The sequence below is a fragment of the Palleronia aestuarii genome (assembly GCF_003253995.1).
Classification (GTDB): domain Bacteria; phylum Pseudomonadota; class Alphaproteobacteria; order Rhodobacterales; family Rhodobacteraceae; genus Palleronia; species Palleronia aestuarii.
In genome coordinates this window covers 19,271-42,226 of sequence record NZ_QKZL01000001.1, presented here as the reverse complement: position 1 = coordinate 42,226, position 22,956 = coordinate 19,271, and the positions used below count along the sequence as shown (strand labels likewise).

Annotated in this window: 24 protein-coding genes; 11 read left to right on the top strand and 13 right to left on the bottom strand. The window is 69.2% G+C overall.

The window, feature by feature from the left end; all coding sequences use genetic code 11:
• Positions 1–12: 12 nt before the first annotated feature.
• Complete coding sequence (gene rplT / locus LX81_RS00200) at positions 13–384, top strand: 50S ribosomal protein L20 (RefSeq protein ID WP_111535274.1); 372 nt, start codon at positions 13–15, stop codon at positions 382–384.
• A gap of 75 nt (positions 385–459) precedes the next feature.
• Here the strand turns inward: rplT and LX81_RS00195 are convergent, their stop codons facing one another.
• Together LX81_RS00195 and LX81_RS00190 are read right to left on the bottom strand one after the other, a co-directional pair.
• Positions 460–1,203, bottom strand: a complete 744-nt coding sequence (locus LX81_RS00195) for a dienelactone hydrolase family protein (RefSeq protein WP_111535273.1) — start codon at positions 1,201–1,203, stop codon at positions 460–462.
• 32 nt (positions 1,204–1,235) lie between these two features.
• Positions 1,236–1,580: a hypothetical protein gene (locus LX81_RS00190; protein WP_146259369.1), complete on the bottom strand. Its 345-nt coding sequence runs from the start codon at positions 1,578–1,580 to the stop codon at positions 1,236–1,238.
• Positions 1,581–1,697: 117 nt separating this feature from the next.
• Between LX81_RS00190 and pheS the strand changes: the two genes are divergently transcribed.
• The 5 genes from pheS to pheT all read left to right on the top strand — a co-directional run bounded on the left by pheS (position 1,698) and on the right by pheT (position 6,918).
• Complete coding sequence (gene pheS / locus LX81_RS00185) at positions 1,698–2,774, top strand: phenylalanine--tRNA ligase subunit alpha (protein WP_111535271.1); 1,077 nt, start codon at positions 1,698–1,700, stop codon at positions 2,772–2,774.
• 2 nt (positions 2,775–2,776) lie between these two features.
• A complete protein-coding gene (locus LX81_RS00180; RefSeq protein WP_111535270.1) occupies positions 2,777–3,058 on the top strand; it encodes a YrhK family protein in 282 nt (93 codons plus the stop codon).
• Positions 3,059–3,102: 44 nt separating this feature from the next.
• Positions 3,103–3,381, top strand: coding sequence for a hypothetical protein (locus tag LX81_RS22030; RefSeq protein WP_170133803.1), 279 nt, complete (start codon positions 3,103–3,105; stop codon positions 3,379–3,381).
• 116 nt (positions 3,382–3,497) lie between these two features.
• Entirely contained in the window at positions 3,498–4,394 is an 897-nt protein-coding gene (locus LX81_RS00175; protein ID WP_111535269.1) for a YfdX family protein, read from the top strand.
• A 127-nt stretch (positions 4,395–4,521) separates the two neighbouring features.
• Positions 4,522–6,918 (top strand): phenylalanine--tRNA ligase subunit beta, encoded by a 2,397-nt coding sequence (gene pheT / locus LX81_RS00170; RefSeq protein WP_111535268.1) that lies wholly within the window; start codon positions 4,522–4,524, stop codon positions 6,916–6,918.
• Positions 6,919–6,934: 16 nt separating this feature from the next.
• Here the strand turns inward: pheT and LX81_RS00165 are convergent, their stop codons facing one another.
• Positions 6,935–7,669, bottom strand: a complete 735-nt coding sequence (locus LX81_RS00165) for a lysophospholipid acyltransferase family protein (RefSeq protein WP_234822432.1) — start codon at positions 7,667–7,669, stop codon at positions 6,935–6,937.
• A gap of 216 nt (positions 7,670–7,885) precedes the next feature.
• Between LX81_RS00165 and LX81_RS00160 the strand changes: the two genes are divergently transcribed.
• Positions 7,886–8,497: a zinc-ribbon domain-containing protein gene (locus LX81_RS00160; protein WP_111535267.1), complete on the top strand. Its 612-nt coding sequence runs from the start codon at positions 7,886–7,888 to the stop codon at positions 8,495–8,497.
• A gap of 81 nt (positions 8,498–8,578) precedes the next feature.
• Here the strand turns inward: LX81_RS00160 and LX81_RS00155 are convergent, their stop codons facing one another.
• Positions 8,579–9,619, bottom strand: a complete 1,041-nt coding sequence (locus tag LX81_RS00155) for a molybdopterin guanine dinucleotide synthesis (RefSeq protein ID WP_111535266.1) — start codon at positions 9,617–9,619, stop codon at positions 8,579–8,581.
• The gene (mobA, locus tag LX81_RS00150) at positions 9,616–10,212 is read right to left on the bottom strand and encodes a molybdenum cofactor guanylyltransferase MobA (protein WP_111535265.1); all 597 of its coding nucleotides are present in this window, start codon (positions 10,210–10,212) and stop codon (positions 9,616–9,618) included. The genes LX81_RS00155 and mobA overlap by 4 nt, the downstream gene beginning before the upstream one ends.
• Before the next feature lie 133 nt (positions 10,213–10,345).
• On the opposite strand from mobA, the gene LX81_RS00145 reads away from it, so the two are divergent.
• On the top strand, positions 10,346–11,053 hold the full coding sequence (locus LX81_RS00145) for an AzlC family ABC transporter permease (RefSeq protein WP_111535264.1): 708 nt from the start codon (positions 10,346–10,348) through the stop codon (positions 11,051–11,053).
• Positions 11,050–11,379, top strand: coding sequence for an AzlD domain-containing protein (locus tag LX81_RS00140; protein WP_111535263.1), 330 nt, complete (start codon positions 11,050–11,052; stop codon positions 11,377–11,379). The genes LX81_RS00145 and LX81_RS00140 overlap by 4 nt, the downstream gene beginning before the upstream one ends.
• Here LX81_RS00140 and LX81_RS00135 read toward each other — a convergent pair.
• From LX81_RS00135 to LX81_RS00115, 5 genes are all read right to left on the bottom strand, one after another.
• Positions 11,376–11,990: a ligand-gated ion channel gene (locus tag LX81_RS00135; RefSeq protein ID WP_111535262.1), complete on the bottom strand. Its 615-nt coding sequence runs from the start codon at positions 11,988–11,990 to the stop codon at positions 11,376–11,378. The genes LX81_RS00140 and LX81_RS00135 overlap by 4 nt on opposite strands.
• Positions 11,991–11,994: 4 nt before the next feature.
• Complete coding sequence (locus LX81_RS00130; RefSeq protein WP_111535261.1) at positions 11,995–12,129, bottom strand: aa3-type cytochrome c oxidase subunit IV; 135 nt, start codon at positions 12,127–12,129, stop codon at positions 11,995–11,997.
• An 82-nt stretch (positions 12,130–12,211) separates the two neighbouring features.
• Positions 12,212–12,706: a DUF6173 family protein gene (locus tag LX81_RS00125; RefSeq protein WP_111535260.1), complete on the bottom strand. Its 495-nt coding sequence runs from the start codon at positions 12,704–12,706 to the stop codon at positions 12,212–12,214.
• 36 nt (positions 12,707–12,742) lie between these two features.
• Entirely contained in the window at positions 12,743–13,804 is a 1,062-nt protein-coding gene (locus tag LX81_RS00120) for an MBL fold metallo-hydrolase (RefSeq protein WP_111535259.1), read from the bottom strand.
• A 42-nt stretch (positions 13,805–13,846) separates the two neighbouring features.
• The gene (locus LX81_RS00115) at positions 13,847–15,553 is read right to left on the bottom strand and encodes an acyl-CoA dehydrogenase (protein WP_111535258.1); all 1,707 of its coding nucleotides are present in this window, start codon (positions 15,551–15,553) and stop codon (positions 13,847–13,849) included.
• Between the two features lie 123 nt (positions 15,554–15,676).
• On the opposite strand from LX81_RS00115, the gene LX81_RS00110 reads away from it, so the two are divergent.
• A complete protein-coding gene (locus LX81_RS00110; RefSeq protein ID WP_111535623.1) occupies positions 15,677–16,624 on the top strand; it encodes an L-threonylcarbamoyladenylate synthase in 948 nt (315 codons plus the stop codon).
• A 6-nt stretch (positions 16,625–16,630) separates the two neighbouring features.
• On the opposite strand, the gene LX81_RS00105 is transcribed toward LX81_RS00110, so the two are convergent.
• Entirely contained in the window at positions 16,631–17,197 is a 567-nt protein-coding gene (locus LX81_RS00105; protein WP_111535257.1) for a YqgE/AlgH family protein, read from the bottom strand.
• A 104-nt stretch (positions 17,198–17,301) separates the two neighbouring features.
• On the opposite strand from LX81_RS00105, the gene LX81_RS00100 reads away from it, so the two are divergent.
• Positions 17,302–18,090, top strand: coding sequence for a protein-disulfide reductase DsbD domain-containing protein (locus LX81_RS00100; RefSeq protein WP_111535256.1), 789 nt, complete (start codon positions 17,302–17,304; stop codon positions 18,088–18,090).
• 6 nt (positions 18,091–18,096) lie between these two features.
• Here the strand turns inward: LX81_RS00100 and LX81_RS00095 are convergent, their stop codons facing one another.
• On the bottom strand, positions 18,097–21,465 hold the full coding sequence (locus tag LX81_RS00095; RefSeq protein ID WP_111535255.1) for an efflux RND transporter permease subunit: 3,369 nt from the start codon (positions 21,463–21,465) through the stop codon (positions 18,097–18,099).
• Positions 21,462–22,928 carry an efflux RND transporter periplasmic adaptor subunit gene (locus LX81_RS00090; RefSeq protein WP_111535254.1) on the bottom strand — a complete coding sequence of 489 codons (1,467 nt, stop codon included), beginning with the start codon at positions 22,926–22,928 and terminating at the stop codon, positions 21,462–21,464. Before LX81_RS00090 ends, LX81_RS00095 begins: the two co-directional genes overlap by 4 nt.
• Positions 22,929–22,956 lie beyond the last annotated feature (28 nt).

Here is a 22,956-nt window from a genome sequence, read left to right as displayed (position 1 = left end):
GAGTCCTGACCCATGGCACGCGTCAAAGGTGGGACCACGACCCACGCCCGTCACAAGAAAGTCATCAAGGCCGCGAAAGGGTATTACAGCCGTCGCAAGAACGTCTTCAAGACCGCCACGCAGGCCGTCGACAAGGCGAACCAGTACGCGACCCGCGACCGCAAGAACCGCAAGCGTAATTTCCGCGCGCTCTGGATCCAGCGTATCAACGCCGCCGTCCGGAGCCACGACGAGACCCTGACCTATTCGCGCTTCATCAACGGCCTGGCGCTCGCCGGGATCGAGGTGGACCGCAAGGTGCTGGCCGATCTCGCCGTGCACGAGCCGGAGGCCTTCGCCTCGATCGTCGATCAGGCGAAATCGGCATTGCCGCAGGCCGCCTGAACCAGGCCGACCTGCCGAAATGCGAAGGCCGCGCCCAAGGGACGCGGCCTTTTTCGTGTCGACCGTTCGCTCGCGTCAGAGACGCTCCTCCAGGAAATCCCCGAACGCGTCCCAGCTCTCCTCGTCCGCGCGCTCCTGATAGCGCTCGCCCGGCTCGGTGAAACCGTGTGGCGCACCGGCATAGACCTCCGCGGTATAGGTGGCCCCTGACTCCTCGAGCTCCGTCATCAGTGCGCCAAGATCCTCGAGCGTGACGCTCGTATCCCCGCCCCCGTGCATGATGAGAATAGGCGCGACGCTTGCGTCGTAGCCCTGCCCCTCCGGCGTGCCGAGCGAGCCGTGGAAGGTGGCGAAACCGTCCGCCTCCCCGGCGAAGTCCGACCGTGCCATCTCGAGCGCCACACCGCCGCCGAAGCAGTACCCCATGACCACGAGCCCCTCCGCGTCCGACTGGCCGCGCGCCTGCTCGAGCCCCGCCTCGATCAGCGACCGCATCTTCTCTCGGTCCTGCGTGAGTTCCGAGGTCGCGGCGCGGTTCTGCTCGACCGTGCCGGCCTCCGTATCGGCTCCGTACATGTCGATCACGAACGCATCGTAGCCCTCCTCGGCCAGCATGTCGGCGCGCCCGCGTTCATACTCGTCGATGCCGTTCCAGTCATGGACGATGAGAACGAGCCCCTCGGCCCCGTCATCGTCGTCCTGGGCGGACGCGAAGTAGCCGGTATGCTCGACACCATCCACGTCGTAGCTCACGTCGTCGGCAATCGCCGCGGTCGCCATCGGGGCCGCGAGAAGTGTCGTCGTCAGAAATGCACGCATCGTATCTCCCTTTCGTTTCGCTCTTGCTCGGATCACGGGCCGAAGCCGAGCGGATCGCCCTCGAGGATCGTGCCCGTTCCGACCCCGCTGCCGTCCTGCATCCATTCGAGGCTCTGCCCGTCGATTTCCGCCTGGTAGCAGCCGAATTCCGTGTCGGGATAGCAGACGCCCTCCTCCGTGATCTCGTAGGGCCCGCTGCCCGACGCGTCGTGATAGGTCCCGTCCTCGGCAAAGTAGCTCGAATAGGTCCCGCCGCCCATGTCGCCCTGGAAGGTGTTTCCGACAAGCGCCGCGCTCAATTCGTCCGACGTGGCCGCGACCGCGGCACCCCCGGAAAAGGCGAGCGCCGCGGCGAGGGCGATGGATCGTGATCTCATGGCAAACTCCCTGTTCATTCCCATTGCCAACGCAGCCCCTCCCCCGGGGGTCCCCGGTTGCCCTCCGGCCCCGCGCGCGCTAGTGCCACAGCCGAGTTCCGGCCCCCGGGGGATGTGATGGAAGACCTACGCTCGAAGTACCTTACGCGCATCGGTGAGGCCGCAGACGAGGCCGCGCTCGAAGAGGTGCGGCTCAGCGCGATCGGCAAGAAGGGCGAGGTCGCCCTCGCGATGCGCGAGCTCGGTCGCATGAGCCCCGAGGAGCGTCAGGTCGAGGGACCGCGGCTCAACGAGCTGAAATCGGAGATCACCTCCGCCCTTGCCGCGCGAAAGGCCGCGCTTCACGACGCGGCTCTGGATGCGCGGCTGGCGGGCGAATGGCTCGACGTGACGCTGCCGGGACGGCGGAGCGGGCGTGGCCCGGCTGACGGATCGGTCCATCCGGTGAGCCAGGTCTGGGAGGAGGTCACGGCGATCTTCGCCGATATGGGTTTCGCCGTCGCCGAAGGCCCGCAAGTCGAGAGCGACTGGTACAATTTCGACGCGCTCAACATCCCCGACCACCACCCTGCCCGGGGTGAGATGGACACGTTCTACATGGCCCGCGCCGAAGGCGACGACCGCCCGCCCCATGTGCTGCGCACCCATACGAGCCCCGTGCAGATCCGCTCCATGCAGGAGATGGGCGCGCCGCTCAGGATCATCTGTCCGGGCCGTGTCTACCGCGCCGATTACGACCAGACCCATACGCCGATGTTCCACCAGGTCGAGGGGCTCGCGATCGACCGCGACATTTCCATGGCGAACCTCAAATGGGTGCTCGAGGAATTCTTCACCGCCTATTTCGGGAGGTCGGTGAAGACCCGCTTCCGCGCGTCGCATTTCCCCTTCACCGAGCCGTCGGCGGAGGTCGATATCCAGTGCAGCTTCGAGGGCGGCACCGTGAAGGTCGGCGAGGGTGACGGTTGGCTCGAAGTGCTCGGCTCCGGCATGGTCCATCCGCACGTCCTGCGCTCGGGCGGCGTCGATCCCGACGAGTGGCAGGGCTTCGCCTTCGGGATGGGCATCGACCGGATCGCGATGCTGAAATACGGCATCCCCGATCTCAGGGCCTTCTTCGATTCGGACCTGCGCTGGCTCCGGCATTACGGATTTGGCGGGTTGCAGGTGCCGACGCTTCGGGGAGGGGTCTGATTATGCCCTGGGGTCTGTTCCGCCACGAGAATCGCCAGAAGTCCGAACGCTCGAAGCGATTCTATGCCCGCGTCGAGCTGGCCTATACGTTCATCGATTTCTCCGCCGCGATCCTGTTTCTCGCGGGCTCCGTGATGTTCTTCTGGTCGAGCCTAGAGACGCCGGCGATCTGGTGCTTCGTGATCGGCTCGGTCGCCTTCGCCGTCAAGCCGACGCTTCGGCTCTTCCGCGAGCTGAAGCTGGAAGCGATGAACGACGAAGAGGCGCTCTCCGCGCGGGAGTAGCATCCGGGGCTCGCCTGCTGCGCTCCCTGCCCCATATCCAGCCCATGAAATGGGTGAAACTCGCAGCAATCCTGCTCCTCGCGTCGCTCGTCGTCGCCGGACATGTCGGATTGTGGCTTTCCGACGAGTGGTCGCGGGAGGCCAAGGTGCGGCTCACCGTGCTCAACGCCATCGGCTGGTCCGTCGTCATTCTGCCCGCTCTGGGGGTCGCCCGTTGGGCGTCGGCCCATCGCGGGAGCGAGGAGGGAGATGCGGAGAGACGACCGCGTGCGCAAAGGCAACAAGATCCAAAAAAATTTCGACGAGACGATTTTTTATCTTGATCGACGATTATGCCGTACACACCTGAACCATTGCCCGCCGACGCCGATAGCGACCCACAGCGGATCGCGACGCCGACGGACCCCGCCTCAGCGGGTCTTTGAGAAAGGGCAAAATCATGAAACGTCATAAAACAGCCGCTGCGATCCTTGCCGCGCTTTTCGCCACCACATCCCTGACCACTGGCATCGCCATGGCAGAGCAAGCCAAGGCACCGCAGACCGAGCAATCGCAGGCTTCGCAATCGCAGACCGGGCAATCCAGCCAGTCGCAGCAAGGCTCCGACAGCCAGAGCAGTGACCAGCTTTTGAAGGTCTCCCAGAAGGCCTCCTACGCGATGCAGGAAGTTCAGATGGCCCGGCTCGCGCTGCGCAACGACAGCACCGATCAGGCCAAGAGCCTCCTTCAGGATGCGAAGGCGAAGTTCGGAGACGCTTCCTCCGATGCGATCACGGCCGACATGCTGAAGAAGGACGCCTCGGGCGGCGGCAAGGTTCAGGGCGTCGACAAGCTCACGGACTCCTCGTACTTCGCGGTGGGCAGCGACACGATGATCTCGGAATCGCTGAGCGCGCAGCCGCAGAACGGCACTGACCAGACCCAGCAGACCGCTGACGCCTCTTCCCAGGCGAAGCAGGGCCAGACCGGCGGCGATCAGAAGACCGCGGACGCCTCTTCGCAAACGAAGAACGGTCAGACCGGCAGCGACCAGAAGACCGCCGACGCCTCGCAGACGAACGGGTCGGGCGATCAGGGCCGGTCGATCTTCCGTGTCAACGAGATCGACATGGTAGAAGTCGCCGCGCTCGTGCCGCACGATTCCACGGTGAAGGCCATCGACCAGGCCCTGACGGAAATCGACAACGGCAACACGCAGAAGGCCGAGCAACAGCTCGCCTCCGTCTCCGACAACATGGTCTTCGCGACACTGACCGGACGGGCGACGCCGAACACGTCCGACTCCGCCCAGAACCATCAGGGCGACACGCAGACGCAGATGCCGTCCAAGTCGTAATCTCTGCCAACCGGCACAACGAAGGGGCGGCCCATCCGGGCCGCCCCGTTCCGTTTCCCGCCGCGGGTTCCCTTTTGCGGGGCCATCGGCTAAGGCCCGGCACGATTGCTCAAGAGGCGTTCCTGCGATGAAGTTCACCCTGTCCTGGCTCCGCGACCATCTCGATACCGAGGCCTCCGCTGAGGAAATCGCGGAGGCGTTGACGGATCTGGGCCTCGAGGTGGAGGAGGTCACCGATCCCACGGCGACGCTCCGCGATTTCCGCCTGGGCTATGTCGAGGCTGCCGAGAAGCATCCCGACGCCGACCGGCTGCGCGTCTGCCGCGTGGCGACGGCCGACGGCGTGAAGCAGATCATCTGCGGCGCGCCCAACGCGCGGGCGGGGATCACCGTCGTCGTGGCCTCTCCCGGCACCTACGTTCCCGGCATCGACACGACGATCCAGGTGGGCCGCATCCGCGGCGTCGAGAGCCACGGCATGATGGCCTCCGAACGGGAGATGGAGCTCAGCGACGAACATGACGGCATCATCGAGCTGCCATCGGGCGAGGTAGGCGAGAGTTTCGCCGACTGGCTCTCCCGGAACGCGCCCGAGAAGGTCGATCCCGTCATCGAGATCGCGATCACGCCCAACCGGCCCGACGCACTCGGCGTGCGCGGCATCGCCCGCGATCTCGCCGCTCGTGGCCTCGGTACGCTGAAACCCGCAAAGACGGCTGAGATCGCTGGGGCCTTCCCCTGCCCCATCGGCGTCTCCATCGACGCGGACGCGCGGGAGCACGCGCCGCACTTCACCGGGCGGCTCATTCGCGGGGTGACGAACGGCCCTTCCCCCGCCTGGCTGCAGGCGCGGTTGAAGGCGATCGGGCTTCGACCCATCTCCGCCCTCGTCGACATCACCAACTTCTTCACCTTCGACCTGAACCGGCCGCTCCACGTCTTCGATGCGGGCAAGGTCACGGGCGACCTGCGCGTCCACATGACGAAGGGCGGCGAGACGATCGAGGCGCTCGACGAGCGGACCTACACGTTCGGCCCGGGCATGCTCGCCATCTCCGACGACCACGCGATCGAAAGCCTCGCGGGCCTCATGGGCGGCGCGCCGACGGGCGTCAGCGAGGAGACGACGGACGTGTTCCTCGAATCCGCCTACTGGAACCACGTGACGATCGCGCGTTCGGGCCGGGCGCTGAAGCTCAATTCCGACGCCCGCTACCGGTTCGAGCGCGGCATCGACCCGGCGTTCACCCGGCCCGGTCTCGATCTCGCCACTCAGATGATCCTCGATCTCTGCGGCGGCGAGGCCTCGGAGGTCGTGGAGGCCGGCGCCGCGCCGGACACGGCCCGCGCCTACCGTCTCGACACGATGCGCGTCGTGAGCCTCGTCGGCATGGAGATCGCCGCGGACATCCAGCGGGAGACGCTCGAAGCACTCGGGTTCACCCTCGACGGTGACATGGCCAGGGTTCCCTCCTGGCGGCCCGACGTGCAGGGAGAGGCCGATCTCGTGGAAGAGGTCGCCCGCATGGCCTCCCTCACCAAGCTCGCTACACGGCCGATGCCCCGGCCACAGCCGGGCGTGCCCGCCCCGATCCTGACGGAGGGGCAGCGGCGCGAACAGGCGGCGCGGCGGATGGCGGCCGCACTCGGCTACAACGAGGTCGTGAGCTACAGCTTCATCGACGCGGCCGCCGCCACGCTCTTCGGCGGCGGAGGCGAGGCCACGCGGCTCGAGAACCCGATCTCGTCGGAGATGAGCCATCTGCGCCCCGACCTCCTGCCGGGCCTGCTCCGGGCCGCCGCGCGCAACCAGAAGCGCGGGCAGACCGACATCGCGCTTTTCGAGATCGGCGCGGTCTTCTCGGGCGGCGAGCCCGGTGAACAGCGCCCGGCGCTGACTGCGCTCCTCACGGGGCGGAGCGGGCCGAAGGACGTCCACGGGTCGTCGCGGCCGGTCGATGTCTACGACGTCCGGGCGGATGTCGACAGCCTTCTCGGCGCTTTGGGCGCGCCGGCGAAAACGCAGATCCTGCGGGACGGCGATCCGTGGTGGCATCCCGGACGGCACGGGCGCATCGGCCTCGGTCCGAAGAAGATCCTAGCCACGTTCGGGGAGGTCCATCCGCGGATCCTCGATGCAATGGAGGTGAAGGGCCCGGCGATGGCGCTGACGATCTGGCCCGAAGAGATCCCCATGCCGCGCAACCGCTCCGCCGCGCGGCCGCCGCTCGAACTCTCCGACCTTCAGGCGGTGGAGCGCGATTTCGCCTTCGTCGTCGACGAAAAGGTCGAGGCGCAGAGCCTCGTCGCCGCCGCGCAGGGTGCCGACAAGGCCCTGATCGAGGATGTCCGCGTCTTCGACGAGTTCATCGGCGGCTCGCTTGGGGAGGGGCGCAAGTCGCTGGCCATCACCGTACGGATCCAGCCCCGCGGCGAGACGCTGAAGGAGGCGGAGATCGAGGCTCTCTCGAAGGCGGTGATCGCCAAGGTCACCCAGGCCACCGGCGGCACGCTGCGCGGTTGAGCGCCGGTAGGCGTGATCAGGGCTGCGGCGGCCGGGCGAACCCCGCCTCCGCCATCAGCGCGTCCGACCGCGTTTCGATCAGGCGGGTCAGCTCCGCAAGGAAGGCCCGGCGGTCGAGGCCCGGCGCGATCGGCGGGAGGAACTCCACCACCGCCTTGCCCGGTCGTCGCAACAGTCCGTGCCGCGGCCAGAAGATGCCTACGTTCGTCGCCGCCGGGATGCAGGTCTGGCCCAACTGCTCGTAGAGGACATGGCTGCCTGTCTTGTAGGCGGCCTCGACCCCCGGTGCGACACGGGTGCCTTGCGGATAGATGACGAGTTGCCCCGCCTGTGCCCGGCCCCGCGCGACGTCGTGCAGCATCTTGGCGATCGCCTTGCCACGCTTGCCCCGATCGACGGGAACGCAGCCGATCCGATAGGCGTATTGCCCGAAGATCGGTGCATAGAGCAGCTCGCGCTTCATGATGAACTTGGCGGCGGGCACCGCGTCGAAGATGACGATGATGTCGAAGAAGCTCTGATGCTTCGCCGCGATCAGCACCTCGCCGGTCGGCACCTCGCCGCGGACCTCCGAATGCAGGCCGACCATCCAGCCGGCGGACCAGACGACCCATCGGCAATAGAGTTTGCAGGCCATGCGCGCGCCGCGAGCGCTGAAGAGCGCCCAGGGTAGGAACACGATCGCGAGGACGGCCATCGCGGCGTACATCTGCACGACGAAGACGATCGACCGGGCATATTGCAGGGCCATAGAGGGTCCTCCTTCGGCGCGGATAGCTGCGCCATAGCGGATCGGGGCCGACCCCGCCAGCATCGCCCGCATTCCGATGCGACTTGCACGCTTCGGCCTGCACATATGGTGGCGGCAGGCCGTATCTGGCGGTAGGTTGCGGTGAGGGATGCGGCCTCGGCGCGGAATCCGTGACCGGGCGGGATCGGGGCCTGACGGTGAGAGGGGTTGGAGCGGATGCGGCTGACTTGTCCAGAATGCGGCGCGATGTACGAACTCGACGCGTCGCTTATCCCGCAGCACGGCCGGGAAGTGCAGTGTTCCGCCTGCGAGGCGCGGTGGCATGCCCATCCCGACAGGTCGGCGGCGACGATGGATACCGACCCGGACGAGGACGGCGAGGAGGAGGCCGCGCCCCCTGCGCCTGCACCGCGGCGGCGGGACAGCGACGTCCGGGCCCGTGAAATCCTGCGCGAGGAGGCCGCACGGGAAAGCGCGGCTCGCCGCGCGGCCGGCATTCCGCCCCCGCCGCCCAATTCCTGGCCGCTCGACATGTCGGACAGCGACAACGGAACGCCGACACGTCCGGACGCCTCCCCCGTGCAGGAGGCCCCCGCGGCTGGCCGGGGCTTCGGGCTCGGCTTCGGCCTCATGGTCTCGCTCGCGCTGCTCCTGGCGGTGGCCTATATCCTCGCGGCCCCGATCACCCAGGCCGTACCCGCGATCGCGGAACCGGTAGACGGATACGTGGAGGCCGTCGACGGGCTGCGCCGGGCCGTCAACGGCTGGGTCGCGAGCGGGTCGGAAGCCCTGCGAAACCTTCTCGGGGGGGCAAACGGAACCGCCTGAGCGATTCGGCTTCGTGATCATCACGATGATCAGAGACGCCGGACGCGAGAACGTGCCGTCTGCCCCGCCTCCCTCACATGCTCAACGGTATCGCGGGGCGGGTGATCTGGTCGGCACCTGAACAGACGGATGACGGAGCTCCTCCGCAACGGCCTCGAGCGTACGCGCCGCTCCGATCCCGAGGATCCAGCCCTCCTCCTCGCGGGCCGAGGCCGGAGGGGCCCCCAGCATCTCCATAAGCCGTCCCGTCCGTTCGGCATGGGCGAAGAACTCCACCATGACCTCGACCTGCGCGGCATCCTTGATCGGCGCACCCCGGACCTGCGGCAACGCCGCGTCCGCCTTCATCCGCCGCGCGACGGGCGCGCGCAGCAGCGTCGGCCACATCTCGACGATCACGACCTCCGCTTCCGCCCCTTCGAAGGGCCAGACCGAGATCGCGGGGCCGAAGCGCCGCTTCAACCGGCCAAGGCAGGCCATGCCGGTCATCGCCTGCGAGCCGACCGCGCCGGTGCCGCCCATCTGCCAGCAGGCAAAGCTGCCGCGCGCCAGGGTTTCGACCGCGCGCCGCTCGGGCACGTCGGGAAACGGCGCGGGCTTCTTGCGCGGCAGACCCGGGATATCGTTCCGGAGGCCGTTGAACCAGAAGGGCCCCTCGCCGGGAAAGAGCGCGTTGAGCCGTGCCGCGATGTGGAACCGTGTCTCGCCGGTTCCGAGCCTGTCGAAGGCATGCGCGAACCAGTCCCAGAGCGCGGCCGTGCCTGGCGTGCCCGTGATCCTTTGTGCGATGCCCGCGGGCAGGCCGAAGGGAAAGTCGAAGCCGAGGAACAGCCGCCGGCCTGCCGCGCGTTCCCCCGCGATCAAGGTCTCGAGCCATGCCTCGGCCGCCACGAGGGACCGGAGATAGACCGGCGGTCCATCCCGTCCCGCACCGCGTGCCGCGGCCCAGATCGCATCGGGCTTCGGCGCAGGTCCCCGCTCCGGCGCTCCCGACCAATCGACGGCGACAAAGGTGTCGAAGGGGAGCCGTTTCGTGGTGCCACTGCGGCTGGACCCCTTCGCGGGGCTCCGGATCGTGCTGGATGGCGTCGGGGCTCCGCCAGCGGTGTCCGGGCCGTTCATCGCGCCATCGCGCGGGCACGCGCCAGGTCGTCGGGCGTGTTGACGTTGAAGAACGGATCGACTCCGGTTGTCGGGAAGAACGCCGTGGCCGCACCGTGCCGGTCGGCCCAGTCCGTGACGCGGCGCATACCGCTTGCCAGCGCGTCGCGCAGGTCATCGCGGAGCGCGACGGGCCAGAATCCGAAGACCGGATGCCGACCCGAAGGCGTCGCGGCGAGCGCCACGGGCCGATCCTCCGTCTCGGCGGCGAGGAGCAGGCGCGGGACGAGATCGCAGGGAAGGAACGGTGTATCGGCCGCCACCGTCACGAGGTGCGACGCGCCCCCGTCCATGGCCCAGCCGAGCCCGGCGAGAATGCCGGCGAGCGGCCCGAGCGACCCTTCCTCGCCATCGGCGACGACCGGCAGGCCGAGATGGGCGAAGCGGGCGGGATCGCCATTCGCATTGATCGCGAGGTCCGCCACCTGGGGAGAGAACCGCGCGATCACCTCGTCGAGGAGCGTGCCCCGTCCAAGGGGCAGGAGCCCCTTGTCGCCGCCTCCCATCCGGGTGGCCCGCCCACCGGCGAGGATGATCCCGACGGGCGCCCTCATCGCGGCGAAAAACGGCTTGGGTGCGACGTCATACGGGCCACTCCCATCGGAACGGACACGGTACCCTTTTGCATTTGAACTTCCGTGCGGGCTCGGGCATGGCGGGGCGTCAAGGACAGCCTAAGGCCTCCCCATGGAAGGCTCCACCACCAAATCGGCGTTTCTCAGGGGCGTGATGCTCGCCCTGCCCTTCACGATCGTCGTGGCCCCCTTCGCCATGCTCTTCGGCATCGTCGCGACGGAAGCGGGGCTCGATCTTGCCGAGACGATGGGCTTCGCCATCCTCGTGATCGCGGGCGCGGCACAGTTTACCGCGTTGCAGCTTCTCGTCGACCAGGCGGAGACCTGGGCGGTGCTTGCCGCCGCACTCGCCGTCAATCTGCGGATGGCGATGTATTCCGCCTCCCTCGTGCCGTGGATCGGACGCGCGCCGTTCTGGCAGCGGGCTCTGGTGGCCTACGTCAACATCGACCAGACCTATGCCGCCTCGATCACCGCCTACGAGCGCGATCCGGCCATGACGGTGACCCAGAGGATCGCCCTCTTTCTCGGCACCGCGGCGCCGGTCGCGCCGCTCTGGTATCTCTTCACGGTGCTGGGCGCGCTCCTCGGGACGGGCATTCCGGATGCCTGGGCGCTCGATTTCGCTCTGCCCATCACCTTCATCGCCATGGTAGGCCCGATGCTGAAGTCGGTCGCCCATGTTGCCGCCGCGGCCACCTCCGTCGCGCTGTCGCTTCTCCTCGCGGGCCTGCCCTCGGGGCTGGGCCTCCTCGCGGCCGCGTTCTCCGCCATGCTGGTGGGCGCACTGGTCGAGATGGCAATGGAGCGGCGGCGATGATTTCGGACGACGCACCGATCTGGACGATCATCGTACTACTCGGGATCGGCACCTACGCGATCCGGTTCTCCTTCCTCGCGCTTCTGGGCGACCGGACCCTACCTCCCTGGCTCCTGCGGCTCCTGCGCTATACGCCCGTCGCGGTCCTGCCCGGCATCGTCGCGCCGCTCGTGCTCTCGCCGCCCGCCACCGACGGCGTCTTCGACCCTGCCCGCTTCGCCGCGGCGGTAGCCGCGCTCGCGATCGGGATCGTCACGCGCAGCTTTCTCACCGCCATCGCGGGGGGCGCTGCGACGCTCTATCTCGCGCTCTGGCTTCTCAACTAAGCCGGCGGCAGGGGCACGCCCTCGCGCCCGAAGATCACGTTGTGCCGCGTATCGACGTTCTCGGTCGTGATTACCCGCTCGGTCACGCCGGGCAGGCGGCCGAACTGGCGGCGCAGCCCCTCGGGGAACCAAGTGCGGCCGATATCGACCCCCGCTTCGGCCAGGATCGCGCTCGTCGAGCGGGCGCAGGTCGACCGGCTCGCCGATCCATGCTCTGCGGCGAGCGCCATGATCGCGTCGGCCTGCGCACGCGTCACGGGCAGCGTCTGCTCCACCATGTAATGCGTCGGCCGCACGTGATAATCGACGTAGACGCGCCGGATGTTCTCGTCGATCCCGTAGAGCAGGTCCCCGCGCTCGGGCACGTCCGGATGGACGAAGCTGCCCGCCGGATCCCAGAGCACGCGCTGCGATCCGTTGATCAGCAACGCGGTATGTGCCCCGCTGTCGAAACGTTCGCTCAGGACGGTGTAGAGCCTGATCTCGGGCGGCCCGCCATCGGTGAATGTGCTCCGCTGCACCTCCTCGAGCGAGGAGGGGCCGGACCGGTCGAGCCCCGCGCATCCCGCGAGAACGAGAAGCGCCGCCAGGGCGGTGAAAAGCCGTGTCACGGGATCAGCCGTTGATGAGGGCCAGCAGGATCAGGAGCACGATGATCGCGATGACGGTGCGCACGGTCCAGGTGACGAAGGCGTCGAACGTCCGCTTCTGCGCCTCGATATCCATCGATCCGTGTTCGTGCTTGGCCATGCCGCTCTCCGATCTGCGTCTTCGCGCGCCTGATAGACGATTCCGGCCGCGCTGTCACCGCAGAAACGTCCGGGAAGGAGCCTCAGGCACCGGGGATCGGCGGTCCCTCCCCGGCGGTCGTTCCCTCCTCGAGATCGGCCGCGAGGCGGAAGCCGATCCGCTCGGGCTCGGCCTCCTGTCGCGCCTTCGGCATCGCCCGCAGGAGCACCGAAAGGCGGCTCACGTGCTGGATGAGTTGGGTCCGCGCACCGGTTGGGTCGCGGCCATAGAAGGTGACGATGTCGGGATCGAAATAGCCCATCCCCTCGATCCGCATCACTCCCGTCGCATCGCCCGCCAGGGCCATCGCGACCTCGTGGTCGTTGTCGAGCCCCTTCTCAAAGTTGCGGATGTAGAGGATCATGCGCTGATAGGCCCATTCGGCCGGGCTCTTGGCCTTCTGGGGCTTTCCCGTCATCGCGGCCGGCATCGGCTCGGTCTCCGCGCAGGACGCGTGAGGATCGGTATGGACGGCATGTGCCCGGGGCAGCGCCGCGTCCTCCATAGCCTCGGCGGAGGTCCGGATCGGGTCTGTCATCGCGCAAGCCCTTCTCGCATCGCATTCATCCGGGAGCTAGCCCGCGGATCGCGCATCGCCAGCGCCACCCCGCGCCTGCCACAACCACGCCCCGTCGGGACCCTCACGCCGGACGACCCGGCCCACGTGCCAGAGATGCAGGCAATGCGCCATCGCCTCGACGAGGGCGAGCCCGTACTCGCTCGACCCGATCCGCCGCTTGAAGAGCGGCGCGAAGCACTGCGCCGCCGTGCGGGGCTCGGACAGATGCGCCTCGAGCCGCGCGAGCGCGCCGTGATGATTCTCCGCAAGCTGCCGCATTCGCGCGGGCAGGCCCCGGAAGGGCAGCTTGTGGCCCGGCAGGACGAGTTGCTCGGGCCGGGCATGGGGGGCGAGACGCGTACAGGCGGCGAGCCAGTCGGCGACGGGATCGGCCTCCGGTTCGGTCGGATAGACGCCGAGATTGGGAGAGATCGACGGCAGAAGCTGGTCGCCCCCGAGCACCAGATCGTCCGTCTCCGACCAGAGCGTCGCATGTTCCGGCGCATGGCCCGCGCCCATCCGGATCCGCCAGATCCGACCGCCGATCGAAAGGCTGTCCCCCTCGACGAGCCGGGTGAAACCCAGCGGAAGTGGCGCGGTGACATCGGCGAAGTTGAAGGGGCGCTCGTCGAGACGGGCCGCGAGGATCCCCGCCTCCATCCCGCCGCCCTTCCAGAATGCCACGGCCTCCGGGCTCGGCCGGTCCTGCACGTCGAGCTGCAGCATCCGCGCCATCAGCCACGCGGTGCGGCTCATGAAGAGCTCCGCGCCGTTCGCCCGGAACCAGCCCGCGAGGCCCACATGGTCGGGGTGGTGATGCGTGACGATGACCCGCGTGACGGCCCGGCCGCCGAGCGCCTTCTCCCAGAGGGCACGCGTCCGCTTCGTGTCGAACCCGGTATCGACGATCGCCACCCCGCCCGCATCCTCGAGCACCCAGCAATTCACGTGATCGAGCGCCATCGGCAGGGGCAGCCGCACCCATTCGACGCCCGGCGCCACGACGCGCGGCACGCCATGCTCGGGCGGCGTCTCGAACGGGTAGCGGATCGGGTCGTCCCCAGCCGGCTCAGTCATCGCGCCTCGACACGTCGAGCTTGTGGGGTGGTCGCCCGGCCCTCACGCCGCCGCCAGATCGTCGAGGCTCAGCGCATAGAGGCCATCCGCGCCCTGACGCGCATGGGCGAGAAGCCCTGCATGGGCGGGCAGGAGCCGTTCGACGTAGAATGCCGCGAGCGCACCCCGCGCGGCATCTCCCAGACGGGCGGAGCGGAGGTGATGGCCCGCGCCGAGCACCAGCGCGAAGCCCCTCAGATACGGCATGGCGCCCGCGAAGCGGTCCTGCGGATCGCTCCGCGCCACGAGCCATTCCGTCGTCTCCCTCAGGGTCTCCGCCGCGTCCCAGACCGCTTGCGACAGTTCGGGCAGCGTGCCCTGCGCGGCGCGGGCCTCCTCGACCACGTCGTCGATCAGCGCGAAGGCCGTTTCGCCGTCATCCTTGAGTTTGCGTGCGACCAGATCCATCGACTGGATCCCGTTCGTCCCCTCGTAGATCGCGGTCACGCGGACGTCGCGGGAATATTGCGCGGCGCCCGCCTCCTCGATGAACCCCATACCGCCATGGACCTGCACCCCCTCGCGGGCGACCTCGATCCCGGTTTCCGTGCCGAAGGCCTTGGCGATCGGGGTGAGGAAGGCGGCGCGGCCCTGCCAGGCGGGATCGCCGGTCGCGTTCCCCATGTCGATCGCCACCGCGCAGGAAAGCGCGATCGCGCGCGCGGCATAGGTCTCCGCACGCATCGTGGTGAGCATCCGCCGCACGTCGGCATGCTCCGCAATCGCACCGGAGCCGCCGGCCTTGCCTTGTCGGCGGTCGCGCGCATAGGCGAGCGCGTGCTGGTAGGCGCCCTCCGCGACGCCCACGCCCTGCACGCCCACGCCGAGGCGGGCATTGTTCATCATCGTGAACATCGCCGCCATCCCGCCATGCTCGGGCCCGATCATCCACCCGGTCGCGCCGTCGTATTCCATCACGGCCGTGGGCGAGCCGTGAAGCCCGGTCTTGTGTTCGAGGCTGACAACCCGGAGCCCGTTCGAGGGTCCGACGCCGCCATCCCCGTCGGGTAGGTATTTCGGCACCAGAAACAGGCTGATACCCCGCGTCCCGCTCTCCCCCTCGGGCAGCCGCGCCAGGACGAGGTGGCAGACATTCTCGCTGAAATCGTTGTCGGCCCAGGAGATGTAGATCTTCTGGCCGGTGACGGCGTAGGTGCCGTCGCCCTTCGGGACCGCCTTCGTGGCGAGCGCGCCGACATCCGATCCCGCCTGCGGTTCGGTCAGGTTCATCGTGCCGCACCATTCGCCGGAGACGAGCTTCGGCAGGTAGAGCGCCTTGACCTCATCGCTCGCATGCCGTTCCAGCGCCTCGATCTGGCCCTGGCTCATCAGCGGGTTCAGCTGCAGCGACAGGCAGGCCGCCGACATCATCTCGTTGACGGCCATCGTGAGGGTGAGCGGCAGACCCATCCCGCCATGCGCGGGATCGGCGGACATGCCGACCCATCCCCCCTCCGCGATCGCGCGGTAGCCGTCGGCGAAGCCCGGAGAGGTGCGCACGATCCCGTTCTCGATCCGCGCGGGATGGGTGTCGCCCGCACGCTGCAGCGGCGCCAGCACCTCCTCGCACATCCGCCCGGCCTCCGAGAGGATCGCCGTCACCATGTCGTCCGTCGCATCTGCGAAGCGCCCGGTCGCGGTCACCGATCGGAAATCCACCACGTGATCGAGGAGGAACTTGTAATCGTTCAGCGGCGCACGGTAGGGCATCGGCATCTCCTTGGCGCATGAGCGACGGCCCCGGGCGGCGGAACCGAGCGGCATGTCCCGAAGAATGCGTAGGATGCCCCGAGCGAGCAAGACCAACGCGACGTCATGGGAATGAATGGTGCAATGCAAGCGCAAAGACTGAGCCCTTCGGACGATGACCTGGCGCGGGCCGTCGCGATCCTGCGCGCGGGCGGCCTCCTCGCCTTCCCGACGGAGACGGTCTACGGGCTCGGCGCCGATGCGCGCTCGGACAAAGCCGTCGCGCGGATCTTCGCTGCGAAGGAACGACCGCGCTTCAACCCCTTGATCGTCCACGTCCCCGACATCGACGCGGCCCGCGCACTCGTCCGTCTCGAGGGCGACGCGCTCAGGCTCGCGGAGGCGTTCTGGCCCGGTCCGCTGACCCTCGTGGCGCCGCTGGCCCCGGATGCCGGGATCTCGCCCCTCGTCACTGCTGGCCACGCGACGCTCGCCTTGCGGGTTCCGGGCTCCGACCTGGCCCGTGCGTTCCTCGCCCGCGCGCGGGTCCCGGTCGCCGCGCCGTCGGCCAATCCGTCGGGCCGGGTGAGCCCGACCACCGCCGATCACGTGCTCGAGGGGCTCGGGGACCGGATTGACGCGGTGCTCGACGGCGGGCCCTCGGCGGTCGGGGTCGAGTCCACGATCGTCGCGACCGGTCCCGCCGGCGTGCGGCTTCTGCGTCCCGGAGGATTACCGGCGGAGGCGATCGAGGCGGCCCTCGGCCGTCACCTCGACCCGTCCCGAGGCGATGCCCACGCGCCGGAGGCCCCGGGGCAGCTCGCCTCCCACTACGCGCCCATGGGCACGGTCAGGCTGAATGCCTACGCGGCGAGAGAGGGCGAGACGTTCCTGGGCTTCGGTCCCGTCGCGGCCGAGATGAACCTCTCGCGCGCGGGCGACCTGACGGAAGCTGCGGCCAACCTCTTCGGCGCGCTTCGGGAGCTCGACCGCCGGGGCGCGCGCGCGATCGCCGTCTCGCCGATCCCGGAGACGGGACTCGGACGGGCGATCAACGACCGACTCCGCCGCGCCGCCGCGCCGCGGACCTGACGTCGCTCAGGCGCTTCCCGCCGTCCCCGAGAGCAGGATCGGATCGAAGCCGAGGCTCGCGATCGCGGCGATCCACTTGCCGGTGTCGTCCGCGTCGAAGACCAGATCGCTAATCGCGTCGGTGACGAGCCAACCGTTCTCGACGATCTCCTCCTCGAGCTGCCCCGGCCCCCAGCCGGCATAGCCTAGTGCGATGAGGCTGTGGACGGGTCCCTCGCCCGACGCGATGTGGCGCAGGATGTCGAGCGTCGCCGTCATCCCGAAGGTCTCGCCCACCTCCAGCGTCATCTCGTCGAGGCTGTAATCGCGCGAATGCAGGACGAAGCCGCGCGCGTTCTCCACGGGGCCGCCGAAATGGATCGGCCCGGACATGTCCTCTCCCGCCGGGATCGAGAGCTGTTCGAGCAGATCCCCAAGCGCGAGATCCGGCGCGGGCTTGTTGATGATGAGCCCCATCGCCCCGTCCTCGCCATGCGCGCAGAGCAGGATCACGCTCTTCTCGAATCGCGGATCGCCCATGCCGGGCATGGCCACGAGGAGTTTTCCGGTCAGGTCGGTGGTGTCGGTATCCATGTGGAGACAAGATGGCACATGATTTCGCACCTGCAAGGGCTGGCGCACGCAGCTCTCTCCCGAACGTGATTTCATCTGCCGCGCCGATCGTCCATGTAGGGGGAATGTCCAGCATTTCCCGCCTCCTCGGCCTCTGCCTCGTTCTCGCCGCGCCCGCCGCGGCGCAGCAGGAAATCGCCTCGCTCGACCTTCTGCCCGGCTGGCGGGAGGACGGGACGCATGTGGCGGGCCTGAAGATCGACCTAGAGCCGGGATGGAAGACGTACTGGCGCGCGCCAGGAGAGGCCGGATTGCCGCCCCGATTCGACTGGTCGCAATCCTCCAACGTCGCCTCCGTCGCGGTGCGCTGGCCGGTGCCGGAGATCTTCGGCATGGGCGGCCTGACCTCCGTGGGCTATTCGGAGACGGTCACCCTCCCGCTCGTCGTCACGCCGCGCGATCCCACGCGCCCGGCGGAACTCTCCCTCGATCTTGAGATGGGCGTCTGCGAGACGATCTGCGTCCCGGTCAGCCGGCATCTCTCGACGACGCTCGGCGCGGAGCCGGTCCGCGCCGACGCGCGCATCCGCGCCGCGCTCGCCGACCGGCCGCTCAGCGAGGAGGAGGCGCAGGTGCGGCACGTGACCTGCCAGCTTCTGCCCGGCAGCGGCGATCCGGTTCTCGAGGCACGGATCGACATGCCGCCGGTAGGGGGCGACGAATACACCGTGATCGAGCTCCCCGACCCGTCGCTCTGGGTTTCGCAGGCCCGGACCTCGCGGGAGGGCGACGCGCTCGTCGCCCGCGCGACGCTCGGCGCGCCGCGGGGCGTGCCGGTGGGCATCGACCGCGAGGCGCTGCGGATGACGGTGATCGGCGACACCGGCGCCGTCGACATCCACGGCTGCGACTGACCCGTCTCAGCGCGCCGCGCGGCGAAACAGGACCGGCGCGAGGATGGCGGCGAGTGTGGCCAGAAGTCCTGCCCCGAGCACGAAGACCGCGAAGGCGGGCAACACGCCCGGCCCGATCGCCGCGAGCGGTCCGGCCATGTGGCCGGTCAGGAGCGCCGCGCCCAGCGTGGGCACGAAGAGCGCCCCCACGAGAACGGCCGTCCCGCCCACGAGCCTGCGCGCCTGCGCAAGCCCCTGCCCGCCCCGCAGGACGCGGCGGAAGGCCCGTGTCTGGCGTCCGACATCGCGCTGCATGGCGAGAAGCGCGGGCACGACGAGGAGAACGAGAACCATCCCGAAGCCCAGGCCGTAGACGAGCGTGATGACCGTGGGCTTCAGGAACTGCGCCTGCGAGGAACTCTCGTAGAGGAGCGGCGCGAGCCCCAGCACGGTCGTGAGCGTGGTCAGCAGGACCGGGCGCAACCGGTCGCAGGCGCCGTCGATGATCGCGGGCACGAGGCCGCGGGTCTCGGCGTATTCGTCGATCGTCGTGACCAGCACGATCGAATCGTTGATGATGATTCCGGTCATCCCGATCAGGCCCACCACGGTGAACATGCTGAGCGGCACGTCCCAGACCCAATGCCCCCAGATCGCGCCGACGAGCCCGAAGGGAATGACGGCCATCACCACCATCGGCCGCGTCCAGCTCGCGAAGATCCAGGCGAGCACGAGGTAGATCCCGAGAATGCAGAGCCCGAATCCCAGCCCCGCATCGGCGAGGAACGCATCCTCCTCCTCGCTCAGCCCCGAAAGCCGCGTGGCTACGCCGTAATTCTGCTCCAGCCGGGGCAGGATCTCCGCCTCGAGCCGGTCCATGATCTCCGTGGCGCGCGCCGCATCCTCCTCGTCGAGATCGCCCGTCACGCTGACGAGGCGCACCCCGTCCTCCCGCGCGACGACGGAAAAGCCCTGCCGCTCCGTCACCACCACTATGTCGGCGAGCCGCGCCGTGCCGCCGCCCGGCGTCCGCAGCACCACTCGGTCGAGGAAGTCGGCCGTCATCTCCGCCTCGGGAAGCTCCACCCGGATCGTCGCCGTGCGGTTGCCGTCGGGAAAGCGCGCGGCCTCCACGCCCGAGAGCCGGTCGCGCAGGATCCGACCGAGCCCGTCGGTGGTGAACCCCAGCGCCTCGCCCCGCGGTGTCAGCTCGAGGATCAGCTCCTGCTTGTCGTAGGGGAGCGTGTCCTCGAGCGCGCTCACCTCCGCGAAGCCCGCGAGCTCGCCCTTCAACGCCTCCGCCGCGTCCTTCAGGACCGCGCTCGGCGCGCCCGAGATCTGCACGTCGAGCGCATCCCCGCCCGGCCCCGAACGGTAGCCGCGGAAGCTGATCTGCTCGAGAAGCGGATGCCGGACCACCTCGTCCTGCAGCCGGGCGACGAAATCGAAGCTCGAATAGGGGCGCAGGTCGGCCTCGATCAGTTCGATCGAGATCGCGCCCAGAAGATCGGCGTCGGTGTTCTCGGTGCCCGAAAGGCCACGGCCCGCATTGCCGCCGATCTCCGCGATCGCGTAATCGACCGGATCGCGCCCGTATTCGGCCTCGTAGCTCTCGCCGAGCCTCTCGAGCGTCTCCTGCAGGAACGTCAGCTGCTCGAGCGTGTCCTCGCGCACGGCACCCGGCGCCATCGCGAAATTGCCGGTCACGCTGCCCTGTTCCGGCGAATCGAAGAAGCGCCACTGCACATCCCCGTCGATGAAGAGGACCACCTGCGTCGCGAGGATCAGGACCGCCCCCGCGAGCACCGGATAGCGCGCCACGACCACGCCCTTCATCAACGGGCGGAAGCCGCGCTCCCGGATCCAGCCGAAGCCGCGGTTTACCTGCCGGGACGGCCAGTCGTACCAGTGCTCCCGCCCCGAATGGGCGAGCGCGTGCGCCATGTGGTTGGGCAGGATCAGGAAGCACTCCACGAGGCTCGCGAGCAGCACGACGATCACCGTGAACGGGATGTCGGAGATCAGCGTGCCGAACGTGCCCCCCACGATGACGAGGCTGAAAAAGGCGATCACCGTCGTCAGCGTGGCGGAGAAGACCGGCGGGAACATCCGCCGGGCCGCGGTCTCGGCCGCCTGCGCCGCCGGTTCACCCAGTTGCCGAGACCGGAAATCCGCGTGTTCGCCCACCACGATCGCGTCGTCGACCACGATGCCGAGCGTGATGATGAGCGCGAAGAGCGAGATCATGTTGAAGGTCAGCCCGGCCGCGTACATGAGCGCGATCGCGGCCGTCATCGCGACCGGAATGCCCGCGGCCACCCAGAACGCCGTGCGCGCGTTGAGAAAGAGAAAGAGCAGCAGGAGCACCAGGCCGAGCCCCATCGCCCCGTTCTCGAGCAGCAGGGCGAGCCGGCCGGAGATCGCCTCGGAGCGCGCGCGGATGAGGTCCATCTCGACCCCCGCGGGCAGGCTCGGCCTCATCTCGGCCACCACCTCCTCGACGCTCGTCTGGATCGCGATCGCGTCGCCGCGGTCGCTGCGATCGACACGCAGCGACACGGCCGGGTTGTCGCCGACGCGGTAAGCGCGCTCGCGGTCCACGCCCTCGACGACCACGCGGCCCACATCGCCGACGCGGAGCGCGCGTCCCCCCGCCTCCGCCCGCAGCACGATATCGGCGATCTGGCGGGCGGTGCGCCGCTCCACCCCGGTCCGCACCCGCGCGCTGCCCGAGATTTCGCCCGCGGGATTGGCGTCCGTCTCCGCGCCGATCGCCGCGGCGATCTCGGCCATCGTCACGTCGTATTGCAAAAGCGCCGTGGAGGGGACCTCGACGAGGGTCCGCTGGCCCGCGATTCCCCTGATCGTCGTGCGGGTGACGCCCGCCTGGAAGAGGCGGGTGACGAAGTCGTCGGCGATCCGGCCGAGCTGCGCCGCGCCCACGGGCCCGGTGATGACCACGTCCGTCACCCGGTCGCGCCAGCCGCCGCGGCCCACCTCCGGGTCCTCCGCATCCTCGGGCAGGTCGGTCACCGCGTCGATCGCGGCCTCCACGTCGCCCGCGGCCCGGCTCATGTCCCAGCCGGGCTCGAATTCGAGCTCGATCTCGGCCCGGCCCTCCACCGATTGCGCCTCCGTCCGCACGACCCCCTCGACGGCGAGAAGCACGGGCTCGAGCACGCCCACGATGCCGCCATCGACCGCTTCCGCGCCCGCGCCGTCCCAGACGACCTCCACGTCGATCTCGTCGGACACGATGTCGGGAAAGAACTGCGCGCGCATGTTGGGCATCGCGGCGAGGCCGAGCGCCACGAGCACGACGAGAAGCAGGTTCGCCGCCGTGCGGTGCCGCGCGAAATAGCTGATGGGGCCGGCGGCGCCGGGCAGGCGTCTCATCCGCCCAGCCGCCCCTCGATCCGGGCCACGACCTGCGCCGGAACCCGGTCCTCGCGCAGCTGCGCGAGCACCCTCTCTCGCGCGCTCTCGGCCATCTCCTCGTCGGCCTCGACGAAGGCCACGAGCCGTGCGCGCCGCGCGGCGTCGAGCTCGAGCATGTCCCCACCCGCCGCGGCACTCTCCTCGTCGGGCATGGCCTGACGGTGCGGGCGGACCCGGATCCCCTGCCCCAGGAGCGGGGAGCGCTCGGCCACCACTTCGCGTCCGGCAAGCCCTTCGGCCCGGACCAGAACCTCGTCGCCCTGTCGCCGCAGGAGTTCCACCTCCCCGAGCTGCAGCCTGTCCTCGGCACCGAGGACGAGGACCGTCCCGTCCGCCCCGACCGCATCCGCGGGCAGCCGCGCCACGTCGTCGAGCGGCGGCTCCTCCACCATCACGCGGGCGAAATCGCCGGGCCGGAAGCCCGCGGGCCGCTCGAGTCGGGCGAAGAGCTGACGTCCCGTCTCGGCCTCGCCGACGGCGGCGCTCTCGCGGGTGATCCGGGCCGGCGTCTCGATGGCGAAGCCGCCCACTTCGAGCATGACCGCGACGTCCCGCGCCGCGAGCCGCCCCTCGGCATCGAGGAGCCGCGCATATTCGGGGGTGGAGACGCGGAACGCGATCTCGAGCGCGTCGGGGTCGATGAGATCGGCCAGCCGTTCGTTCTGCCCGACGAGACCGCCGCGCACCGCCACGAGGTCCGACAGGACGCCGTCGAAGGCCGCGCGCACTTCCGTATCGGTCACGGCGCGCGCCGCCTCGTCGCGGGCGATGCGCTGGCGCGCGAGCGCCGTTTCGGCCGTGGCCACCCGCGCCCTCGCCTCCGCCAGCGCCTGCCTGCGCGACAGGACCGACTGTTCCGCCGCGACCTCGGCCAGCTCGGCGGTCTCCACCGCCGCCTCGCTACCGATCCCGCGGGTCGCGAGGTCGCGCTGCCGCTCGAGCGCCCGGTCACGCAAAGCGACCTGCGCCTCCGCATTCGCCAGATCGTCCTGGGCAAGACCCACCGCGTCGCGCGCCTCGCGAAGCTCCGCCTCGGCATCCGCCACGTCCGTGTCGGCGAGCGCGAGGGCGGTCTCCGCCTCCGCCGGGTCGATCCGGAGGATCAGGTCGCCCTCCGCGACGGCACCCCCCTCCTCCACGCCGGGCCCGAGCGCCTCGACCCGGCCCGAGACGCTTGCACGCACCTCGGAATTGCGACGGCTCCGAACCTCGCCGAAGCTCGTCAGGACCGGGGTGATGCGGGACGGCGCGATCTCGACCACGTTGGCCGCGAAGACCTGTTCGTTCGGCTCGCGGTCCGGCATCTCGGCATTGACGCGCCGCTCGATCGCACCGAAGAGCGAGGCCCCCGCGATGGCGAGGAGCGCGAAGGTGATCGAGAGGAGCACCAAACCGCCGAGCGCGCGTCCGAGAAACCGCATGTCATTCCATTCTCCGCAACCCGGGGGA

Coding starts and splice junctions, on each gene's coding strand:
- rplT (WP_111535274.1), top strand. CDS start 13: ATGGCACGCGTCAAAGGTGGGACCACGACCCACGCCCGTCACAAGAAA.
- LX81_RS00195 (WP_111535273.1), bottom strand. CDS start 1,203: ATGCGTGCATTTCTGACGACGACACTTCTCGCGGCCCCGATGGCGACC.
- LX81_RS00190 (WP_146259369.1), bottom strand. CDS start 1,580: ATGAGATCACGATCCATCGCCCTCGCCGCGGCGCTCGCCTTTTCCGGG.
- pheS (WP_111535271.1), top strand. CDS start 1,698: ATGGAAGACCTACGCTCGAAGTACCTTACGCGCATCGGTGAGGCCGCA.
- LX81_RS00180 (WP_111535270.1), top strand. CDS start 2,777: ATGCCCTGGGGTCTGTTCCGCCACGAGAATCGCCAGAAGTCCGAACGC.
- LX81_RS22030 (WP_170133803.1), top strand. CDS start 3,103: ATGAAATGGGTGAAACTCGCAGCAATCCTGCTCCTCGCGTCGCTCGTC.
- LX81_RS00175 (WP_111535269.1), top strand. CDS start 3,498: ATGAAACGTCATAAAACAGCCGCTGCGATCCTTGCCGCGCTTTTCGCC.
- pheT (WP_111535268.1), top strand. CDS start 4,522: ATGAAGTTCACCCTGTCCTGGCTCCGCGACCATCTCGATACCGAGGCC.
- LX81_RS00165 (WP_234822432.1), bottom strand. CDS start 7,669: ATGGCCCTGCAATATGCCCGGTCGATCGTCTTCGTCGTGCAGATGTAC.
- LX81_RS00160 (WP_111535267.1), top strand. CDS start 7,886: ATGCGGCTGACTTGTCCAGAATGCGGCGCGATGTACGAACTCGACGCG.
- LX81_RS00155 (WP_111535266.1), bottom strand. CDS start 9,619: ATGAACGGCCCGGACACCGCTGGCGGAGCCCCGACGCCATCCAGCACG.
- mobA (WP_111535265.1), bottom strand. CDS start 10,212: ATGAGGGCGCCCGTCGGGATCATCCTCGCCGGTGGGCGGGCCACCCGG.
- LX81_RS00145 (WP_111535264.1), top strand. CDS start 10,346: ATGGAAGGCTCCACCACCAAATCGGCGTTTCTCAGGGGCGTGATGCTC.
- LX81_RS00140 (WP_111535263.1), top strand. CDS start 11,050: ATGATTTCGGACGACGCACCGATCTGGACGATCATCGTACTACTCGGG.
- LX81_RS00130 (WP_111535261.1), bottom strand. CDS start 12,129: ATGGCCAAGCACGAACACGGATCGATGGATATCGAGGCGCAGAAGCGG.
- LX81_RS00125 (WP_111535260.1), bottom strand. CDS start 12,706: ATGACAGACCCGATCCGGACCTCCGCCGAGGCTATGGAGGACGCGGCG.
- LX81_RS00120 (WP_111535259.1), bottom strand. CDS start 13,804: ATGACTGAGCCGGCTGGGGACGACCCGATCCGCTACCCGTTCGAGACG.
- LX81_RS00115 (WP_111535258.1), bottom strand. CDS start 15,553: ATGCCCTACCGTGCGCCGCTGAACGATTACAAGTTCCTCCTCGATCAC.
- LX81_RS00110 (WP_111535623.1), top strand. CDS start 15,677: ATGCAAGCGCAAAGACTGAGCCCTTCGGACGATGACCTGGCGCGGGCC.
- LX81_RS00105 (WP_111535257.1), bottom strand. CDS start 17,197: ATGGATACCGACACCACCGACCTGACCGGAAAACTCCTCGTGGCCATG.
- LX81_RS00100 (WP_111535256.1), top strand. CDS start 17,302: ATGTCCAGCATTTCCCGCCTCCTCGGCCTCTGCCTCGTTCTCGCCGCG.
- LX81_RS00095 (WP_111535255.1), bottom strand. CDS start 21,465: ATGAGACGCCTGCCCGGCGCCGCCGGCCCCATCAGCTATTTCGCGCGG.
- LX81_RS00090 (WP_111535254.1), bottom strand. CDS start 22,928: ATGCGGTTTCTCGGACGCGCGCTCGGCGGTTTGGTGCTCCTCTCGATC.